Annotated in this window: 23 protein-coding genes; 19 read left to right on the top strand and 4 right to left on the bottom strand. The window is 61.8% G+C overall.

The annotated features are described in order from the left end of the window. The first annotated feature begins 6 nt into the window (after nt 1-6). The 7 genes from rplB to rpsQ are packed head-to-tail and all read left to right on the top strand — an operon-like array spanning nt 7 to nt 3,181. Nucleotides 7-843 (top strand): 50S ribosomal protein L2, encoded by an 837-nt coding sequence (gene rplB / locus HWX44_RS07365; protein WP_010189648.1) that lies wholly within the window; start codon nt 7-9, stop codon nt 841-843. 13 nt (nt 844-856) lie between these two features. Then, on the top strand, nt 857-1,135 hold the full coding sequence (gene rpsS / locus HWX44_RS07360) for a 30S ribosomal protein S19 (RefSeq protein ID WP_010189646.1): 279 nt from the start codon (nt 857-859) through the stop codon (nt 1,133-1,135). A 3-nt stretch (nt 1,136-1,138) separates the two neighbouring features. After that, a complete protein-coding gene (gene rplV, locus HWX44_RS07355; RefSeq protein ID WP_010189645.1) occupies nt 1,139-1,501 on the top strand; it encodes a 50S ribosomal protein L22 in 363 nt (120 codons plus the stop codon). Next, nucleotides 1,501-2,247: a 30S ribosomal protein S3 gene (rpsC, locus tag HWX44_RS07350; protein ID WP_049157353.1), complete on the top strand. Its 747-nt coding sequence runs from the start codon at nt 1,501-1,503 to the stop codon at nt 2,245-2,247. Before rplV ends, rpsC begins: the two co-directional genes overlap by 1 nt. Nucleotides 2,248-2,250: 3 nt before the next feature. Beyond that, a complete protein-coding gene (gene rplP / locus HWX44_RS07345; protein WP_010189643.1) occupies nt 2,251-2,667 on the top strand; it encodes a 50S ribosomal protein L16 in 417 nt (138 codons plus the stop codon). Continuing rightward, nucleotides 2,667-2,897 carry a 50S ribosomal protein L29 gene (rpmC, locus tag HWX44_RS07340; RefSeq protein WP_046648476.1) on the top strand — a complete coding sequence of 77 codons (231 nt, stop codon included), beginning with the start codon at nt 2,667-2,669 and terminating at the stop codon, nt 2,895-2,897. The genes rplP and rpmC overlap by 1 nt, the downstream gene beginning before the upstream one ends. A gap of 2 nt (nt 2,898-2,899) precedes the next feature. Next, nucleotides 2,900-3,181, top strand: coding sequence for a 30S ribosomal protein S17 (rpsQ, locus tag HWX44_RS07335; protein WP_010189641.1), 282 nt, complete (start codon nt 2,900-2,902; stop codon nt 3,179-3,181). Nucleotides 3,182-3,570: 389 nt separating this feature from the next. Here the strand turns inward: rpsQ and HWX44_RS07330 are convergent, their stop codons facing one another. Then, nucleotides 3,571-4,446: a carbohydrate kinase family protein gene (locus HWX44_RS07330; RefSeq protein ID WP_175973990.1), complete on the bottom strand. Its 876-nt coding sequence runs from the start codon at nt 4,444-4,446 to the stop codon at nt 3,571-3,573. A gap of 21 nt (nt 4,447-4,467) precedes the next feature. Here HWX44_RS07330 and HWX44_RS07325 point away from each other — a divergent pair, with 21 nt between their 5' ends. From HWX44_RS07325 to HWX44_RS07300, 6 genes are all read left to right on the top strand, one after another. Continuing rightward, nucleotides 4,468-5,766 carry a glycoside hydrolase family 32 protein gene (locus tag HWX44_RS07325; RefSeq protein WP_175973988.1) on the top strand — a complete coding sequence of 433 codons (1,299 nt, stop codon included), beginning with the start codon at nt 4,468-4,470 and terminating at the stop codon, nt 5,764-5,766. Nucleotides 5,767-5,878: 112 nt separating this feature from the next. Next, nucleotides 5,879-7,882: a sucrose-specific PTS transporter subunit IIBC gene (locus tag HWX44_RS07320; protein ID WP_175973986.1), complete on the top strand. Its 2,004-nt coding sequence runs from the start codon at nt 5,879-5,881 to the stop codon at nt 7,880-7,882. A 268-nt stretch (nt 7,883-8,150) separates the two neighbouring features. Continuing rightward, nucleotides 8,151-8,519, top strand: coding sequence for a 50S ribosomal protein L14 (gene rplN, locus HWX44_RS07315; RefSeq protein ID WP_046648472.1), 369 nt, complete (start codon nt 8,151-8,153; stop codon nt 8,517-8,519). A 4-nt stretch (nt 8,520-8,523) separates the two neighbouring features. Further along, nucleotides 8,524-8,838, top strand: a complete 315-nt coding sequence (gene rplX / locus HWX44_RS07310) for a 50S ribosomal protein L24 (protein ID WP_005527724.1) — start codon at nt 8,524-8,526, stop codon at nt 8,836-8,838. Between the two features lies 1 nt (nt 8,839). After that, nucleotides 8,840-9,391 carry a 50S ribosomal protein L5 gene (rplE, locus tag HWX44_RS07305; protein ID WP_046648471.1) on the top strand — a complete coding sequence of 184 codons (552 nt, stop codon included), beginning with the start codon at nt 8,840-8,842 and terminating at the stop codon, nt 9,389-9,391. Between the two features lie 211 nt (nt 9,392-9,602). Beyond that, nucleotides 9,603-10,388, top strand: coding sequence for a formate/nitrite transporter family protein (locus tag HWX44_RS07300; protein ID WP_175974081.1), 786 nt, complete (start codon nt 9,603-9,605; stop codon nt 10,386-10,388). Here the strand turns inward: HWX44_RS07300 and fdhD are convergent. Together fdhD and HWX44_RS07290 are read right to left on the bottom strand one after the other, a co-directional pair. Further along, nucleotides 10,357-11,208: a formate dehydrogenase accessory sulfurtransferase FdhD gene (fdhD, locus tag HWX44_RS07295; protein WP_175973984.1), complete on the bottom strand. Its 852-nt coding sequence runs from the start codon at nt 11,206-11,208 to the stop codon at nt 10,357-10,359. The two genes, HWX44_RS07300 and fdhD, sit on opposite strands and share 32 nt — an antisense overlap. Next, nucleotides 11,205-11,453 (bottom strand): DUF6457 domain-containing protein, encoded by a 249-nt coding sequence (locus tag HWX44_RS07290; RefSeq protein WP_175973982.1) that lies wholly within the window; start codon nt 11,451-11,453, stop codon nt 11,205-11,207. The genes fdhD and HWX44_RS07290 overlap by 4 nt, the downstream gene beginning before the upstream one ends. A 311-nt stretch (nt 11,454-11,764) precedes the next feature. Between HWX44_RS07290 and rpsH the strand changes: the two genes are divergently transcribed. Genes rpsH through rplO form a run of 6 tightly spaced genes read left to right on the top strand, consistent with a single transcriptional unit; the run spans nt 11,765 to nt 14,413 of the window. Further along, complete coding sequence (gene rpsH / locus HWX44_RS07285) at nt 11,765-12,148, top strand: 30S ribosomal protein S8 (RefSeq protein WP_049157329.1); 384 nt, start codon at nt 11,765-11,767, stop codon at nt 12,146-12,148. 14 nt (nt 12,149-12,162) lie between these two features. Next, nucleotides 12,163-12,699, top strand: coding sequence for a 50S ribosomal protein L6 (gene rplF, locus HWX44_RS07280; RefSeq protein WP_049157327.1), 537 nt, complete (start codon nt 12,163-12,165; stop codon nt 12,697-12,699). A 3-nt stretch (nt 12,700-12,702) separates the two neighbouring features. Next, nucleotides 12,703-13,104 carry a 50S ribosomal protein L18 gene (gene rplR, locus HWX44_RS07275; protein ID WP_046648465.1) on the top strand — a complete coding sequence of 134 codons (402 nt, stop codon included), beginning with the start codon at nt 12,703-12,705 and terminating at the stop codon, nt 13,102-13,104. 40 nt (nt 13,105-13,144) lie between these two features. Further along, nucleotides 13,145-13,771 carry a 30S ribosomal protein S5 gene (gene rpsE / locus HWX44_RS07270; RefSeq protein ID WP_046648464.1) on the top strand — a complete coding sequence of 209 codons (627 nt, stop codon included), beginning with the start codon at nt 13,145-13,147 and terminating at the stop codon, nt 13,769-13,771. Nucleotides 13,772-13,774: 3 nt separating this feature from the next. Then, nucleotides 13,775-13,960 carry a 50S ribosomal protein L30 gene (gene rpmD, locus HWX44_RS07265; protein ID WP_010189565.1) on the top strand — a complete coding sequence of 62 codons (186 nt, stop codon included), beginning with the start codon at nt 13,775-13,777 and terminating at the stop codon, nt 13,958-13,960. A 3-nt stretch (nt 13,961-13,963) separates the two neighbouring features. After that, the gene (gene rplO, locus HWX44_RS07260) at nt 13,964-14,413 is read left to right on the top strand and encodes a 50S ribosomal protein L15 (RefSeq protein ID WP_070511323.1); all 450 of its coding nucleotides are present in this window, start codon (nt 13,964-13,966) and stop codon (nt 14,411-14,413) included. Nucleotides 14,414-14,827: 414 nt separating this feature from the next. Here rplO and HWX44_RS07255 read toward each other — a convergent pair whose 3' ends face one another. Further along, nucleotides 14,828-16,309, bottom strand: a complete 1,482-nt coding sequence (locus tag HWX44_RS07255; protein ID WP_175973980.1) for an FAD-binding oxidoreductase — start codon at nt 16,307-16,309, stop codon at nt 14,828-14,830. Nucleotides 16,310-16,311 lie beyond the last annotated feature (2 nt).

The raw sequence follows: 16,311 nt of genomic DNA, 5'->3' as shown, positions 1-16,311 counted from the left end.
AGAATTATGGCTATTCGTAAGTACAAGCCGACAACTCCGGGTCGCCGCGCATCCTCCGTGTCTGAGTTCGAGGAAATCACTCGCTCGACCCCGGAGAAGTCCCTGCTGCGCCCGCTGAGCAAGACTGGTGGTCGTAACAACTACGGCCGCATCACCACCCGCCACATCGGCGGTGGCCACAAGCGCCGTTACCGTCTCATCGACTTCCGCCGTACCGACAAGGACGGCATCCCTGCAAAGGTCGCTCACATCGAGTACGACCCGAACCGTACCGCTAACATCGCCCTCCTGCACTACGCAGACGGCGAGAAGCGCTACATCATCGCCCCGAAGGGCCTGAAGCAGGGCACCATCGTTGAGGCTGGTCCGAACGCAGATATCAAGGTTGGCAACAACCTGCCGCTGCGCAACATCCCGACCGGTACCACCATCCACGCTGTGGAGCTCAAGCCGGGCGCTGGCGCTAAGCTGGCTCGCTCCGCTGGTGCCTCCATCCAGCTGCTGGGTAAGGAAGGCAAGTACGCCATCCTGCGTATGCCGTCCTCCGAGATTCGTCGCGTCGACATCCGTTGCCGCGCCACCGTCGGTGAGGTTGGCAACGCTGACCAGATGAACATCCGTTGGGGCAAGGCCGGCCGTATGCGTTGGAAGGGCGTCCGCCCGACCGTCCGCGGTGTCGTTATGAACCCGGTCGACCACCCGCACGGTGGTGGTGAGGGTAAGACCTCGGGTGGTCGCCACCCGGTGTCGCCGTGGGGCCACAAGGAGGGCCGCACCCGCAACCCGAACCGTTACTCGAACAACATGATCGTGCGCCGTCGTCGCCCGAACAAGAAGCGCTAAGAGGAGGTAAACAATGCCACGCAGCCTTAAGAAGGGCCCGTTCGTCGATGAGCACCTCCTCAACAAGGTTGATGCTCAGAACGAGGCCGGCACCAAGCAGGTCATCAAGACCTGGTCTCGCCGCTCCACCATCCTGCCCGACTTCATCGGTCACACCTTCGCCGTCCACGACGGTCGTAAGCATGTCCCGGTGTTCGTCGAGGACTCCATGGTTGGTCACAAGCTCGGTGAGTTCGCACCCACCAAGACCTTTAAGGGTCACGTTAAGGACGACAAGAAGGGACGTCGATAAGCGATGAGTGACACCATCACCTCCGCATCCGCAACGGCTCGCTACGTCCGCGTTACCCCGATGAAGGCACGCCGCGTCATCGACCTGGTCCGCGGTAAGTCCGTAGCCGAGGCACTTGCAATCCTGAAGTACGCTCCGCAGGGCGCCGCTGAGCCGGTTGCCAAGGTTGTTGCATCCGCAGCTGCCAACGCTGAGAACAACTTCGGTCTGGATCCGCGCACCCTGGTCATCTCCGAGGCATACGCCAACGAGGGTCCGACCATGCGTCGTTTCCAGCCGCGCGCACAGGGCCGCGCATTCATGATTCGTAAGCGCACCAGCCACATCACCGTGGTTGTCGAGAGCCAGAAGGAAGGGGCCAAGTAATGGGCCAGAAGATCCATCCTCACGGCCTACGTTTGGGCATCACTTCCGACTGGAAGACCCACTGGTACGCCGATAAGGACTACGCAAATTACGTAGCCGAAGACATCAAGATCCGCGAGTACCTGGAGAAGGGCCTCGACCGCGCCGGCATCGCCGACGTCGTCATCGAGCGCACCCGCGACCGCGTCCGCGTGGACATTCACACCGCCCGCCCGGGCATCGTGATTGGCCGCCGCGGTGCTGAGGCTGACCGCATCCGCCGCGAGCTGGAGAAGCTCACCGGCAAGATGGTCGCCCTCAACATCCTCGAGGTCAAGCAGGTCGACGCCAACGCAAACCTGGTTGCACAGTCCATCGCTGAGCAGCTGGTTAACCGCGTGGCCTTCCGCCGCGCAATGCGCAAGGCCATCCAGTCCGCTATGCGCCAGCCGCAGGTTAAGGGTATTAAGATCCTCCTGGCTGGTCGTCTGGGCGGCGCTGAGATGTCCCGCACCGAGCGCTACCACGAGGGTCGCGTTCCGCTGCACACCCTTCGCGCCGAGATCGACTACGGCACCGCAGAGGCCCACACCACCTTCGGCCGCATTGGCATCAAGGTGTGGATCTACAAGGGTGACGTTGTCGGTGGCGTCCGCGAGTCCGAACTGAACGCTCCGGCGCAGGGCCGTGGCCGCGGTGACCGCAACGGTCGTCCGCGTCGTGGTGGCCAGCGTCGCCAGCGCGCACAGCAGAAGCAGGAGGGCTAATCCATGCTGATTCCTAAGCGCGTCAAGTACCGTCGTCAGCACCGCCCGACCCGCTCGGGTGTGTCCAAGGGCGGTAACCGCATCAACTTCGGTGACTACGCCATCCAGGCTCTCGAGCCGGCGTACATCACCAACCGCCAGATTGAGGCCGCACGTATTGCCATCAACCGCCACGTCAAGCGTGGTGGCAAGGTGTGGATCAACATCTTCCCGGACCGTCCGCTGACCCAGAAGCCGCTCGGCGTGCGTATGGGTTCCGGTAAGGGTCCCGTCGAGAAGTGGGTTGCCAACGTTAAGCCGGGCCGCATCCTCTTCGAGATGACCTACCCGAACGAGGCTACCGCCATCGAGGCCCTGCGCCGCGCTGGTCAGAAGCTTCCGTGCAAGGTCCGCATCATCAAGAAGGAGGACCAGTTCTAATGGCTAACGGTACCCCCGCCCACGAGTTCCGCGAGCTCGACAATGCTGAGCTGGAGAACCGCCTGAAGGACGCGAAGGAAGAGCTCTTCAACCTTCGTTTCCAGAAGGCCACCGGCCAGCTGACCAACAACCGCCGCATCGGCACGGTTAAGCGCGACATTGCCCGCATCTACACCGTTCTGCGCGAGCGCGAGCTGGGCCTGTCCGTTGCTCCGGGAGCTGAGGCTTAATCATGAGTGAGGCAAACGTGAACACTAAGAAGGAAAAGGGCGCTCGCAAGACCCGCACCGGCATCGTTGTCTCCGACAAGATGAATAAGACCATCGTTGTCGAGCTCGAGGACCGCAAGCAGCACGCCCTCTACGGCAAGATCATGCGCACTAACAAGAAGGTTAAGGCGCACGACGAGAACGAGACCGCCGGCATCGGCGACCGCGTTCTCATCGCCGAGACTCGCCCGCTGTCCAAGGACAAGCACTTCCGTCTCGTCGAGATCGTGGAGAAGGCTAAGTAATATCTAGCCCTCTTCTACGTGAATAGCCCCCACGATAACCGTGGGGGCTATTTTTGATCCTGCAAGGCGCTCTTCTACGAGACCAGCTCCTCTAGCGCGTGCCGCGGTATGTGAGCGCAATGGCAAGGCAAAACGCTGAGACGTCTGCGAGAGCGAACGCCAGTGGGGGGTCACGTCGATGAAGATCTAACCAGACTCAAGCCAGGCTGCGATGCGTGCGCCAGGCGGGCGGGAGCGTGGGCGTTGGGCGGGGGTGGTGAGGCGTCGATACGCGCTACGGCAAGGATGATCGATGTCAGGCGCGCGACGGGGCCGAGTCCGGCAGAGGAAACATATCGCGACGAGAACGAGGAGGACCGCGTTTAAGACGGCTGTGCGCAGGGGATAGTTCATAGCCGTGCCTCTACTTCGGTGCGTGTGGGCGGCTGGGCGCCGGTGCGCGAGACCGTGATCGCAGCGGCAGCCGCCGCAAACTGCAGGATCTCGCGCCAGTCTTCGGCGCTGAGCTCGGCTGCATTCCCCTCCCGTTCAGCCAGAAGCATCAGGAGTGCAGCCATCACCGTGTCGCCCGCGCCAATGGTGTCCGCCACCTCGACTTTCACCGGCGGGACCTCCAACGACACCGACGCCGTGCGTACGCTCAGCCCGTCCGCCCCGCGGGTGGTGACCACCACCGGTACCTGCTCCAGTGCCCCAGCCCCAAGGAAATCAACCTCTTCTTCACTGAGCTTCAGCAGCGTGACGTGGGGAAGCAGACTCAGCAGGAACTCGCGGTGCTCCGTAGTGGCGAAGAAGGGCCGGATATTCGGGTCCAGCGCCACCTTCGTGCCGCGCGCAGCTAAGTCCTGGAGAAGCGCGGCATAACGCGAGGCGCCCGGCTCCAGCGCTAGGGAGACGGTGCCGAAGCAGGCCCAGGGGACGTCGGCAAGCGCGGGCTCCACGAAGCGGTCGGCAGTACCCTCTGTGTAAAAGGAATAGGTTGCTGAGCCGTCGTCGGCGATGTTGCACACCGCCAGCGTGGTGGGTTCCTCGCCGCGCTGCACAAGGGAAGTGTCCACGCCCTCCTCGGTGAGACGCTCCACCAGCGCACAGCCGAATGCGTCCTTCGATAGACGGGACTGAAAGCCCACGTCAGCGCCCAATCGCCCGGCAGCCACCGCCACGTTGAAGGGGCCGCCACCCAGCGCCGGTTGGAGGTCAGCCAGCTGCCCGCGGCCACGCGGAACAAGATCAACGAGGCCTTCGCCACACACCATAATGTCCATAGAGCCCATACTATCGAGGGCATGAACTACCGTCCGCTTTTTCATCTCTCCCCGCCCTCCGGCCGCTTGAATGACCCGAACGGAATCTTTGTTGATGGCGATACTCTGCACGTCTACTACCAGCACGACCCGTGCTTCCCACACGCTAAGAAACAAACGGGGTGGGGGCACGCAGTAGCATCGCTGAGCGCCGCGCAACCGTGGCGACACTACCCGGACGCGCTGTTTCCCATCCGTGAGCATGACGCCCACGGCTGCTACTCGGGCGGCGCAGTGGTCGACGGCGAGGACGTCTGGCTGTTCTATACCGGCAACCTCAAGCGCGATGGCGTACGGATTCCCTCGCAGAACCGCGTGCGCGTGGTGGACCCCTCCGGCCCGGCAGGTGGTTTCTACGAACATGACCCGGCGAACCCGCTCATCAATGGGGCCGCGGAGGGGTTCACGGGGCACTACCGGGATCCCCAGATCACCCGTGATGATGCGGGCTGGCGCATGGTGCTCGGCGCGCAAGCGGAGGATGAAACGGGGCACGTGGTGCTCTACCGCTCCACGGACTTGGCGCACTGGTCCTTTGAAGGCGCGCTCACGTTCGATACCAGCCAGGCCGAGCCGGGCCTGAGCCCTGACCTCGTGCCGGGCGGCTACATGTGGGAATGCCCCAACCTTGTGACGCTGCGTGACCGCGCTACGGGCGAGGACAAGGACGTCCTGGTCATCTGCCCGCAAGGTCTTGAGCCGGTGCTTGCCGACGGCTCCACGCACTACGCCTCCTCCGACCAGTGCGGCTACCTCGTGGGCCGGCTCGATGGCACGGTCTTTCACGTGGAGCGTGGTTTTAGTGAGCTGGACTTTGGCCACCAGTTCTATGCACCACAGCTGGTGGAGAAGGACGGCGAAGCCATCATGCTCGGGTGGATGGGCCTGCCGGCGCAGGATGACACCCCGACTGTGAAAGAAGGGTGGGTCCACACGCTCACTCTGCCGCGGCGCGTGTGGTTGGAGGATGGCTGGCTGCGCCAGGCTCCGGTCTGGGAGCTGCCGGAAAGCGACTCGGTTGCAACGCTTCAGGCAGGCGAGGGCACGTACGCGCTTGTCGACGACTCCGGGGCCGAAGCCTTCCGCGTCACCTACGGCGGGGGAGAACTCCGCTTGGCTTGCGGCGGTGATGAGCGCGTCGTGCCGTGTCCGGCTGGTTCCCTGGAACTCATCGCGGATGGCTGCGCGGTGGAGGTCTTTGCGGGCGATGGGCGGATTGCGGGGGCGTCGACTGTTCTTGGCGCCAGCGGCGCTCGCTGGCTCGGCTGGGAAGCCCGATAGGGTGTGAATCTTCCTATATTTGTGCCCGAATGCTTGGCATTATGTTGAGTAACGTGTCTAATAAGAGGTGACGCTATTTAACTCATCTCACTCTTCTAGGAGGCACGGCGGCATGGAACACTCACAAGTCGCGGAGCGAATCCTGAAAGCCATCGGCGGCGAAGACAACATCGTGGCGCTCGCGCACTGCGCCACCCGCCTGCGCATGGTACTCAAAGACAGCAAGAAGGTCGACAAGGCTGCGCTGGAAAACGATCCGGACCTCAAGGGCATCTTTGAGGCCGGCGGCATGTTCCAGGTCATCGTTGGCCCGGGCGATGTCAACATCGTCTTCGACCAGCTCAACAAGATAACCACCCAGGACATCGCGGTCTCCACGGACAAGCTCAAGGACATTGCCGCCGATTCCGGCAACTGGTTCTCCCGCGCGGTGAAGGTCCTCGCGGATATCTTCGTGCCGCTCATCCCGATTCTGGTCGGTGGCGGTCTGCTCATGGCGCTCAATAACGTGCTCACCGTCAACGGCCTTTTTGGCGAGCAGTCAGTCATTGAGATGTTCCCGGCTATGGCCGATGTCGCCGGGCTTATCAACCTCCTGGCTTCCGCGCCGTTTGCGTTCTTGCCTATTTTGGTGGGCTTTACCGCCACCAAGCGCTTCGGCGGCAACGAGTTCCTCGGCGCCGGCATGGCTATGGCGATGGTGATGCCGGACCTGGTCAACGGTTACCAGGTAGCCGCGACCATCGAAGCGGGGGAGATGACCTACTGGAACATCTTCGGCCTCGACGTGGCCCAAGCCGGCTACCAAGGCTCCATCCTGCCCATCCTCGTCATCGCCTGGATTCTTGCCACGATTGAAAAATTCCTGCACAAGCACCTCAAGGGCACGGTGGACTTCCTGCTTACCCCGCTGCTGACGTTGCTGGTGACGGGCTTTATCACCTTCATTGCGGTGGGTCCGGTGCTGCGCACCGCTGGCGACATGCTCGGTGCTGGTCTGAATGACCTCTACACGTTCGCCGGCCCGGTGGGCGGCTTCATCTTTGGTCTCTTCTACTCGCCGATCGTCATCACGGGCTTGCACCAGTCCTTCCCGCCGATTGAGACGATGCTGTGGAACGAGGGCGGTTCCTTCATCTTCGCGGTGGCTTCCGTGGCCAACATTGCCCAGGGTGGCGTGGCCCTGGCGGTCTACTTCTTGGCCCGCTCTGAGAAGCTCAAGGGCTTGTCCGGTGCCTCGGGTGTGTCCGCGCTCTTCGGCATTACCGAGCCCGCCATCTTCGGTGTGAATCTGCGACTGCGCTGGCCGTTCTACATCGGCATGGGCGCCTCCGCGATTGCTGCGACGCTCATTGCGCTTTTCGACGTCAAAGCCACCGCCCTCGGCGCCGCCGGCTTCATCGGCTTCGTGTCCATGCGCCCCGAGGACTACACGCAGTTCTTCATCTGCGCCTTTACCTCTTTGATCCTGTCCTTCGGTGTGGCCTTTGCCTATGGCCGCTACCTGATTGCCAAGAACGGTTCCATCGATCCTGATGAGACCGGTGCTGCTACCGGTGCCGGCGGCGCGGTACCTGCTGCCACCGCTGACCCGAACGCCTATCGCGTGGCCTCCCCGCTGGCTGGTACTGCTATCGCTTTGGAGTCGGTCTCGGATCCGATGTTCGCGGCGGGCAAGCTAGGCGCGGGTGCGGCCGTCGAGCCCTCCGAGGGGCGCCTTGTCTCCCCGATCGACGGTAAGGTCACCGTCACCTTCCCCTCCAAGCACGCGTATGCCGTGCGCGGCAAGGATGCCGACGGCAACAACGTGGACATTCTCATGCACATCGGCTTCGATACCGTGAACCTGAAGGGCGAACACTTCACCTCGCACGTCTCCAAGGGCGATGAGGTGAAGGCTGGTGACCTGCTGTGCGAGTTCGACATTGATGCGATCAAGGCAGCCGATTACCCGGTGACCACGCCGGTCGTCGTCTCCAACTCGAAGAAGACGGGTCCGGTCCTCCCGGCCTACCACCCCGGAGAGGGCATCTCCGTCGGCGATGCGCTTTTGACGGTGGACCCGAAGCCGGAACCGGCTGATGCTGCAACTGCTGCATCAACCTCGAAGGCCTAGGAGTGCGTGAACCTGCACTGTGGGGTGAGAACAGGTGGGGAAGTGGTGCAGCGCGCGATTTGGGGAAACAGCGGCGAGCATGCTTGAATGTATGGGTTGCATATGGCCGGTCGGTGCAGCGCGATGCGTTTCCGAATCGCCGCACCGAGACCCTTCGACCGCTGTGAACAGCGAGTTCGTCGCACAGCCTGTGCCACGTGAGCAAGTAGACCAGGTGTGTCAAGGACGGAAATCTTGACGCACGTTAATCCAGGTCAGGAGACCCATAGTGATTCAGCAAGAATCGCGTCTGCGCGTCGCCGACAACTCCGGTGCACGAGAGATCCTCGTCATCCGCGTTCTCGGCGGCTCCGTTCGACGTTTCGCTGGCATTGGTGACATCGTCGTCGCCACTGTCAAGGAAGCCATCCCAGGTGGCAACGTAAAGGAAGGCGATGTCGTCAAGGCCGTCATCGTCCGTGCCAAGAAGGAGACCCGTCGTCCGGACGGCTCCTACATCGCATTCGATGAAAACGCCGCAGTTATTCTCAAGGGTGACAACGAGCCGCGCGGTACCCGCATCTTCGGCCCGGTTGCTCGCGAACTTCGTGACAAGCGCTTCATGAAGATCGTTTCTCTCGCACCGGAGGTGATCTAGTCTTATGAAGATTCATAAGGGCGATATGGTGATTGTTATTTCGGGCCCGGACAAGGGCGCGAAGGGCAAGGTCATCGAGGCATACCCGAAGCGCGACAAGGTCCTCGTTGAGGGCGTCAACCGCGTTAAGAAGCACGTTGCTAACTCCGCTACCGAGCGTGGCGCCGAGTCCGGCGGAATCGTTACCCAGGAAGCTCCGATCCACGTGTCCAACGTTGCGATCGTTGACTCCGAGGGCAACCCGACCCGCGTGGGCTACCGTTTCGACGAAAACGGCAAGAAGGTCCGCATCGCACGTAGCAACGGGAAGGACATCTAACATGAGCGAGAACTACACTCCGCGTCTGAAGACCCGCTACCGCGAGGAAATCAAGAAGGCTCTGAACGAAGAGTTCAAGTACGACAATGTGATGCAGATTCCGGGCGTCACCAAGGTCGTTGTCAACATGGGTGTGGGCGACGCTGCCCGCGACTCCAAGATGATCAACGGTGCTCTCGAGGACCTTACCGCTATCACCGGCCAGAAGCCGCAGGTGCGCCGCGCTAAGAAGTCCATCGCTAACTTCAAGCTCCGTGAGGGCATGCCCATCGGTGCACGCGTTACCCTGCGCGGCGACCGTATGTGGGAGTTCCTGGACCGCCTGCTGACCATCGCGCTGCCGCGTATTCGCGACTTCCGCGGTCTCTCCGACCAGCAGTTCGACGGCCACGGCAACTACACCTTCGGCCTCACCGAGCAGACCATGTTCTACGAGATCGACATCGACAAGGTGGACCGCCCGCGTGGTATGGACATCACCGTCGTGACCTCCGCTACCAACGACGAGGAGGGCCGCAAGCTCCTGCGCGAGCTCGGCTTCCCGTTCAAGTAACGTAGCGAATTCTTCCGCCTAATACATAGGTGAAGAGCATCCCCGGTACTCCGTAAGGAGGCCGGGGATTTTTGCGCTTGCATGCCTTTTGGGTCAGGACGGAGATATTGCGTTCTAGGGGCAAGGCAGAGTCATCGCTTCCTATGAGGTTCGAACAAGCGGGGAGTAAACTACTGGCGTCTGCGAACTAACGATTCCCCTGAGGTGAATGATGTCCCTGAATGATGCTTCGGCAGCCGCGGTAAAGAAAAAGGTTGCGTTGCTCGACGAGTCCTTTGGCCGGTTCGCTGTGCGCTCCACCCTGGCGGGTGTGTACCTCGCCATCGGTACGGCGTTTGCTGCGGTGATGGGGATGGGCGTCGAGAAGCATGTGGAAGGCCTGGGCTCGCTGGTCTTTGCCTGCCTGTTCGGCTTGGGCCTTTTTGCCATCGTCCTTCTTGGCGCGGAGCTGGCTACCGGCAACATGATGTACATGGTCTATGGTGCCGTGACTAAGCAGGTGGGTTGGGGCAAGGGCCTGTGGCTGCTCGTGGTGACGACGCTGTTCAACCTGGTTGGTGCCGCCTTGTTCGCTGCGGCCATGGGAATGTCCGCCAAGCTGGGCGGAATCGATCCGAACCATCTCATTGCCAACCTCGCGATGGGCAAGCTCATCAAGGGCCCCGGCGGACTGCTGGTGGAGGCCATGCTGGCCAACTTCGTGGTCAACATGGCTATCGTCGGCGCGGTCTTTGCCAAGGATGTGGTGTCCAAGTTCTTCGTCATCGTGCCGATCATCGCCTGCTTTGTGGGCCTGGGCCTGGAGCACGTTATCGCCAACTTCTGCCTGATGACCTTGACCTTCTTCTGCGCTAGCCCGCTGCCTGAGGGGTTTACTCTCGGTGCGGTCCTGGCCAATTGGTCCATCGTGTGGGTGGGAAATCTCATCGGCGGCGGCTTCCTTATTGGCGGCGTGTACGCCTGGCTTAACTCTGGCCCGGAAGTGTACCGCGATTAAGTTCGCCCGAGTAGAGGTTGAAGCGGTCGCCGCGCGCGAAGCCAACCAGCGCCATGCCGGTCTCCCGGGCGGTTTCCACGGCTAGGGAGGAAGCGGCGGAGACCGCAACGAGCATGCCGAAGCCGGCCATGGCAGCTTTGTTGACCAGCTCGAAGCTCGCCCGCGAGCTCATTACCAGGATGAGGTCGGAGGCGGGGAGCATGCCTTCCATGAGCAGGTGGCCAATGACCTTGTCGGCGGCGTTGTGCCTGCCGACGTCCTCGCGCACTACGATGGGCTCGCCGTCGAGAGTAAAGGCCCCAGCGGCGTGAATGCCGCCGGTCTTGCGGAACTGCTTCTGCTCCCGCTTGAGGGCCTCGGGCAGCTTGGCGACGACCCCCGGATCCACCGGCACCCGCGGAATCTCGTAGCGGCTCTGCATCATCAGCGCCTCGATGGAGGAGGTGCCGCACACTCCGCAGGCGGATGTGGTGGTGGTCAGGCGCAGATCGGCAAGCGTGAGGGCGTGCGGGGTAGCCAGCTCCACATCGAGCAGATTATAGGGGTTGCGCCCATCGACTGAGGCGCCAGCGCAGTAGCGGGCCTCCCGGACATCACTGACCTTCTCGATGTGTCCTTCGGAATGAAGAAAACCGTGGGCCAGCTCGACGTCGTGTCCCGGCGTGCGCATCGTTGTCGTCAGCGTCTGCCCGCCCACGCGGATTTCCAGTGGCTCCTCGCCGGCGACAGTATCGCCGCGGGTATCTACCTGGGTGACCTGCCCGTTCCCATCGAGGCGCACCTTGGTTACGGCAAAGGTGGCGTTGATGCGCCCGCTCATCGGTTAAGGGCCTCCTTCAACGTGGCGATGTGGGCGCGGGCCTCAGCGGTGTCCTTGGACGCGAGCCCCACCAGGTACGCCGTTAGGGGAGCGGCCGGCCGGGACTGGGTGTGGGCAACATCCTTGGTCAGATCCAGCAACTCCGTGACGAGGGCGGTGGCGTCGGCCGGAGAGACGTCGAGAAGCTCGGCGGCCTCCTGGAGCCACTGGTGGGCGGTGCGGATGGGGTCTGGTGTTTCACTCATGACTTCTCATGCTAACGCGTTTTGGAAAACAGCATGTCAGCGGGTAGAGTAAGCCGACGGACTTGCATTTTCCCACTCCTGCGCCGCGAAAACAGCGCAGGAGGTGCGGAAACGTGCCAAGCCGGAAGAATTGAACATATCTACTTTGTTGTAGGCCCCTCGCCGTAGATAGCGGACCGTTGTCTGTATCAAAGGGTGGCGAGCGCCTCGCGGTATTGACCGCGGGGAGCGTGAGTAGCCCGAAATCACACGGAAAACGCTTTGGTGAGCTTTTACGGGAACCGCAACGAGAAAGGTTACAGGTCACTCATATGACTATGACTGATCCTATTGCCGACATGCTGTCGCGCGTGCGCAATGCATCTAATGCGCACCACGACGTCGTGTCGATGCCGACCTCCAAGATCAAGGCCAACATCGCTGAGATCTTGAAGCAGGAAGGCTACATCGCTGACTACTCCGTCGAGGGCCACGAGCTGACCCTCGAGCTTAAGTACAACAACCGTGAGCGTTCCCTCTCGGGTCTGCGTCGCGTGTCTAAGCCGGGTCTGCGTGTGTACGCAAAGTCCACCGAACTGCCGCAGGTTCTGGGCGGCCTGGGCGTGGCCATCATTTCCACGTCTCAGGGTCTGCTTACCGACCGTCAGGCTCAGGAGAAGGGTGTAGGCGGAGAAGTTCTCGCCTACGTCTGGTAAGGGAGGATTGACACATGTCTCGTATCGGTCTAGCACCTATCGCCGTCCCGAAGGGCGTCGAGATCACCATCAACGGCCAGGTTGTCAACGTTAAGGGTTCCAAGGGCACCCTCGAGGTTGAGCTGCCGGAGCCGATCACCGCAGCCGTCGAGGACGATGAGATCAAGGTCTCCCGTCCGGATGACGACCGCAAGAACCGCGCCCTGCACGGTCTATCCCGCTCCCTGGTCAACAACGCCGTTGTTGGCGTGACCGAGGGCTACACCAAGAAGATGGAAATCTTCGGTGTCGGTTACCGTGTCCAGCAGAAGGGCAAGGACCTGGAGTTTTCTCTGGGCTACTCCCACCCGATCCTCATCGAGGCTCCGGAGGGCATCACCTTCGCTGTGGATGGCGCAACCAAGCTCTCCGTATCTGGTATTGACAAGCAACTGGTTGGACAGGTCGCCGCGTACATCCGCCGCCTGCGTAAGGACGATCCTTACAAGGGCAAGGGTATTCGCTACGACGGCGAGCAGGTCCGCCGCAAGGTCGGAAAGACGGGTAAGTAAGCAATGGCTAACACTGAAAACGCAAAGCGCACCCCGGTTGGCAAGGACATTTCCTCGCGTCGTCGTGAAGCACGCGCGCGCCGCCACTTCCGCATCCGTAAGACCCTCCGCGGCACCCCTGAGGCACCGCGTCTGGTCGTTCACCGCTCCTCCCGCCACATGCACGTCCAGGTCATCGACGACCTGGCCGGCCACACCCTGGCTGCAGCTTCCTCCATGGAAGCCGACGTGCGTGCACTCGAGGGCGATAAGAAGGCCAAGGCTGCCAAGGTAGGCCAGCTCATCGCTGAGCGCGCCAAGGCTGCTGGCATCGAGCAGGTCGTCTTCGACCGTGCAGGCTACAAGTACCACGGCCGCGTTGCTGCGCTGGCCGACGCCGCTCGCGAAGGTGGTCTGCAGTTCTAATGATTAAGGCATACGGAAACATCAACGGAAGGAACGCCTAATGTCGGACCGTGAACAGCGTGACGGCGGACGCTCCGCCGAGAACAACAACGACCGCAAGGGTCGCAACAACGGCCGTCGTAACGACCGCCGCAACCAGCAGGACAACGAGCGCGATAAGTACATCGAGCGCGTTGTGACCATCAACCGCGTCGCTAAGACCGTTAAGGGTGGCCGCAACATGTCCTTCACCGCTCTCGTCGTCGTTGGCGACGGCCAGGGCATGGTGGGCGTCGGCTACGGCAAGGCCAAGGAAGTCCCGGCCGCAATCCAGAAGGGTGCAGAAGAGGCTCGCAAGAACTTCTTCCGCGTCCCGATGATTGCTGGCACCATTACCCACCCGGTTGAGGGTCGCGACGCAGCTGGCATCGTCATGATGAAGCCGGCCGCTCCGGGTACCGGTGTCATCGCCGGCGGTGCTGCTCGTCCGGTGCTTGAGTGCGCTGGCGTGCAGGACATTCTGTCGAAGTCCCTGGGCTCCGACAACGCTCTCAACGTCGTCCGCGCTACCGTGGACGGCCTCAAGCAGCTGGTTCGTCCGGAGGAAGTTGCCGCACGTCGTGGCAAGTCCCTCGAGGACGTCGCACCGGCCCAGATGCTGCGCAAGCGCGCAGGTCAGGAGGCATAAGCAATGGCTCTGAAGATTACTCAGGTAAAGGGCCTTGTGGGCACCAAGCCGAACCACCGCGCAAACATGGAGTCGCTTGGTCTCAAGCGCATCGGTCACTCTGTAGTTAAGCAGGACACCCCGATCATCCGCGGTATGGTTCACAAGGTGCGTCACCTGGTCACCGTCGAAGAAGTGGCAGGGGAGTAAACTATGGCTGATATCATCAAGCTCCACGACCTGCGCCCGGCCGCAGGCTCCAATAAGCCCAAGACCCGCGTCGGCCGCGGTGAGGCATCCAAGGGTAAGACCGCTGGTCGCGGTACCAAGGGCACCGGTGCTCGTAAGCAGGTTTCCGCTGCTTTCGAGGGTGGCCAGATGCCGATCCATATGCGTCTGCCGAAGCTCAAGGGCTTCAAGAACCCGAACCACGTTGAGTACCAGGTAGTCAACGTTGCTGACCTCGCAGAGGCTTTCGCTAACGGTGGCGACGTCACCGTTGCGGACATCGTCGCTGCTGGCCTGGTTCGCAAGAACCAGCCGGTCAAGGTTCTGGGCAACGGCGACATCAACGTTAAGTTGAACGTCACCGCTGACAAGTTCTCCAAGTCTGCTGTCGAGAAGATCGAGGCTGCTGGCGGCACCGCCACCGCAACCAAGTAATTCTCTTACAGGCTCTGTGAGAGCCACTGCCCTCCCGGGCGCCACCTTTCGGTGGCCTTCGGGAGGGCTTCTGGCGTTTTTGGTCCTGGCCTAGGACACAAAGGGTATTAGTACCATTTGAAAGGCACCTTATGGCTTCAGTGTTATGCGATGACCTGGGGATTTACCCAGCGAGCCCCGCAAAAGGCATTAGTACCTTTTGAGGGGAACCTTATGGTCCAGATGTTATGCGATGACCAGGGCTTTGGCTGCGGGAGGCCCGCAAAAGGCATCTCTCAAAAGGTATTAATGCCTTTTGAGAGGAACCTTATGGTGAGAAATTTATGCGGGCCTAGTTGGTTGCATAAGGCGCGGCGGTGATGCTGAGGCACAGTATGCCGTGGTGATGCTGAGGCACAGCGTGCGGTGGGGCCGTTAGGCGTCGTTGACCGTCTTCTCGTAGAGGCCCGGGAAGCGATCATCAGGGTCGGTCACGGCCTTGATGCGCTCTGGCAGGTCGCCGCCATAGAGCTCCGCGAACTGCTCAGGGGAGTAGAAGGCCTCTGAGTACAGGGATTTATGTCCGCCGAGTTCGCTGACCTTGGCCTCGATGACGCGGTTGAAGGCGCCATTGCCAGGGGCCGAGGGATCGACGTGATTGCCCTCCACGCCGGACCAAAAACCGACGTTGATCCAGGTCTGTCCTGGGCGCAGGGGGTAGAGCGGCCACGGGGCCGGGGAATCAGCGGCAAGCGAGCCGGTGCCGATGAGGTCCTCGACGCCCTCGCGCAGCCGAATCGGACAGAGCCACACCGGTTGGATGTCGGAGGCTTGGAAGAACCAATCCAAGAATTTCGGCAGATTGTCCGGTGTGACTTCGATGTCCTGGACCACGCGCTCGCCGCGGGGCAGACCCTTCGGCTTCTTGATGAAGTTGTACTCCAGCTCGTACTTGCGGTCTAGGCGCACCAGCTTCCAGTAGAACGAGCTGCGGCGCAGCTGTCGCGGCCACACCTTGCGCACGCGCGGATTCTGCGCGCCGAACGCGCGGGAGCACCAGAACCAGTCCGTATCCCAGCGCCAGATATAGCCGCGCACCGTGAGTCGGTCGCGCCGGATCCCGCGCGTGTGCTGGAGGCTGCGATAAAAGATTTTCTCCCGCGTGTAATCCGAGGTTGGCCCTTCCTCATCCGTGAAACGGGCCATGACGAGGTATGACTCCTCCGGTGAGAAGACCACGCCATCGAGGCCGTGGACCTCGACGTCGTCGTAGGTGCGGGTGCGGGAGACGTCGTCAAGCGCGTGCGTGAGTGAGTTGAAGTCGTGGAAGCGCACCTGACGCAGCTCCACGTAAGGCTTGACCGCGCGCAGCTCAATCTTGAGGCGCACCGCATAGCCCAGCGAACCGTAGGAGTTGGGGAAGAGGCGGAAGAGATCGACGTTCTCCTCGCGCGAGCACGTGATAATCTCGCCCGTGCCGGTCAGGATGTCCATCTCCAGCACGGATTCATGCGGGAGTCCATCGCGAAAGCTCGTGGACTCCACTCCCATGCCCGTCACGGCGCCGCCCAGCGTAATGGTCTTGAGCTGTGGCACAACAAAGGGCATGAGGCCGTGCGGCAGGGTGGCGTCGACGAGGTCCTCGTAGGTGCACATGCCCTGGACCTCGGCGGTCTGTGCGATGGGATCGACCTCAATCACACCACCCAGACCGGAGACGTCCAGCCCCGCTTGCTCACCGCTGCGCCCGCGGAAGAGGTTCGAGGTCTTCTTCGCCAAACGTACGCGCTTATCCTTCGGCACCGCGTGGAAGCTGCGCAACAGCTTCTCGACGCCCTCCTCGTGCGCCTTCCAGCCCACCGGCGGGACTTCGATTGCGTCGACGCTGCGATGATTGCGGATGAGATCGATCAACATAG

This window comes from Corynebacterium sp. Marseille-Q2823 (assembly GCF_903645345.1).
Classification (GTDB): domain Bacteria; phylum Actinomycetota; class Actinomycetes; order Mycobacteriales; family Mycobacteriaceae; genus Corynebacterium; species Corynebacterium hiratae.
Note: the sequence above shows the minus strand (reverse complement) of the source record. Positions and strands in the feature narration are given on the sequence as shown.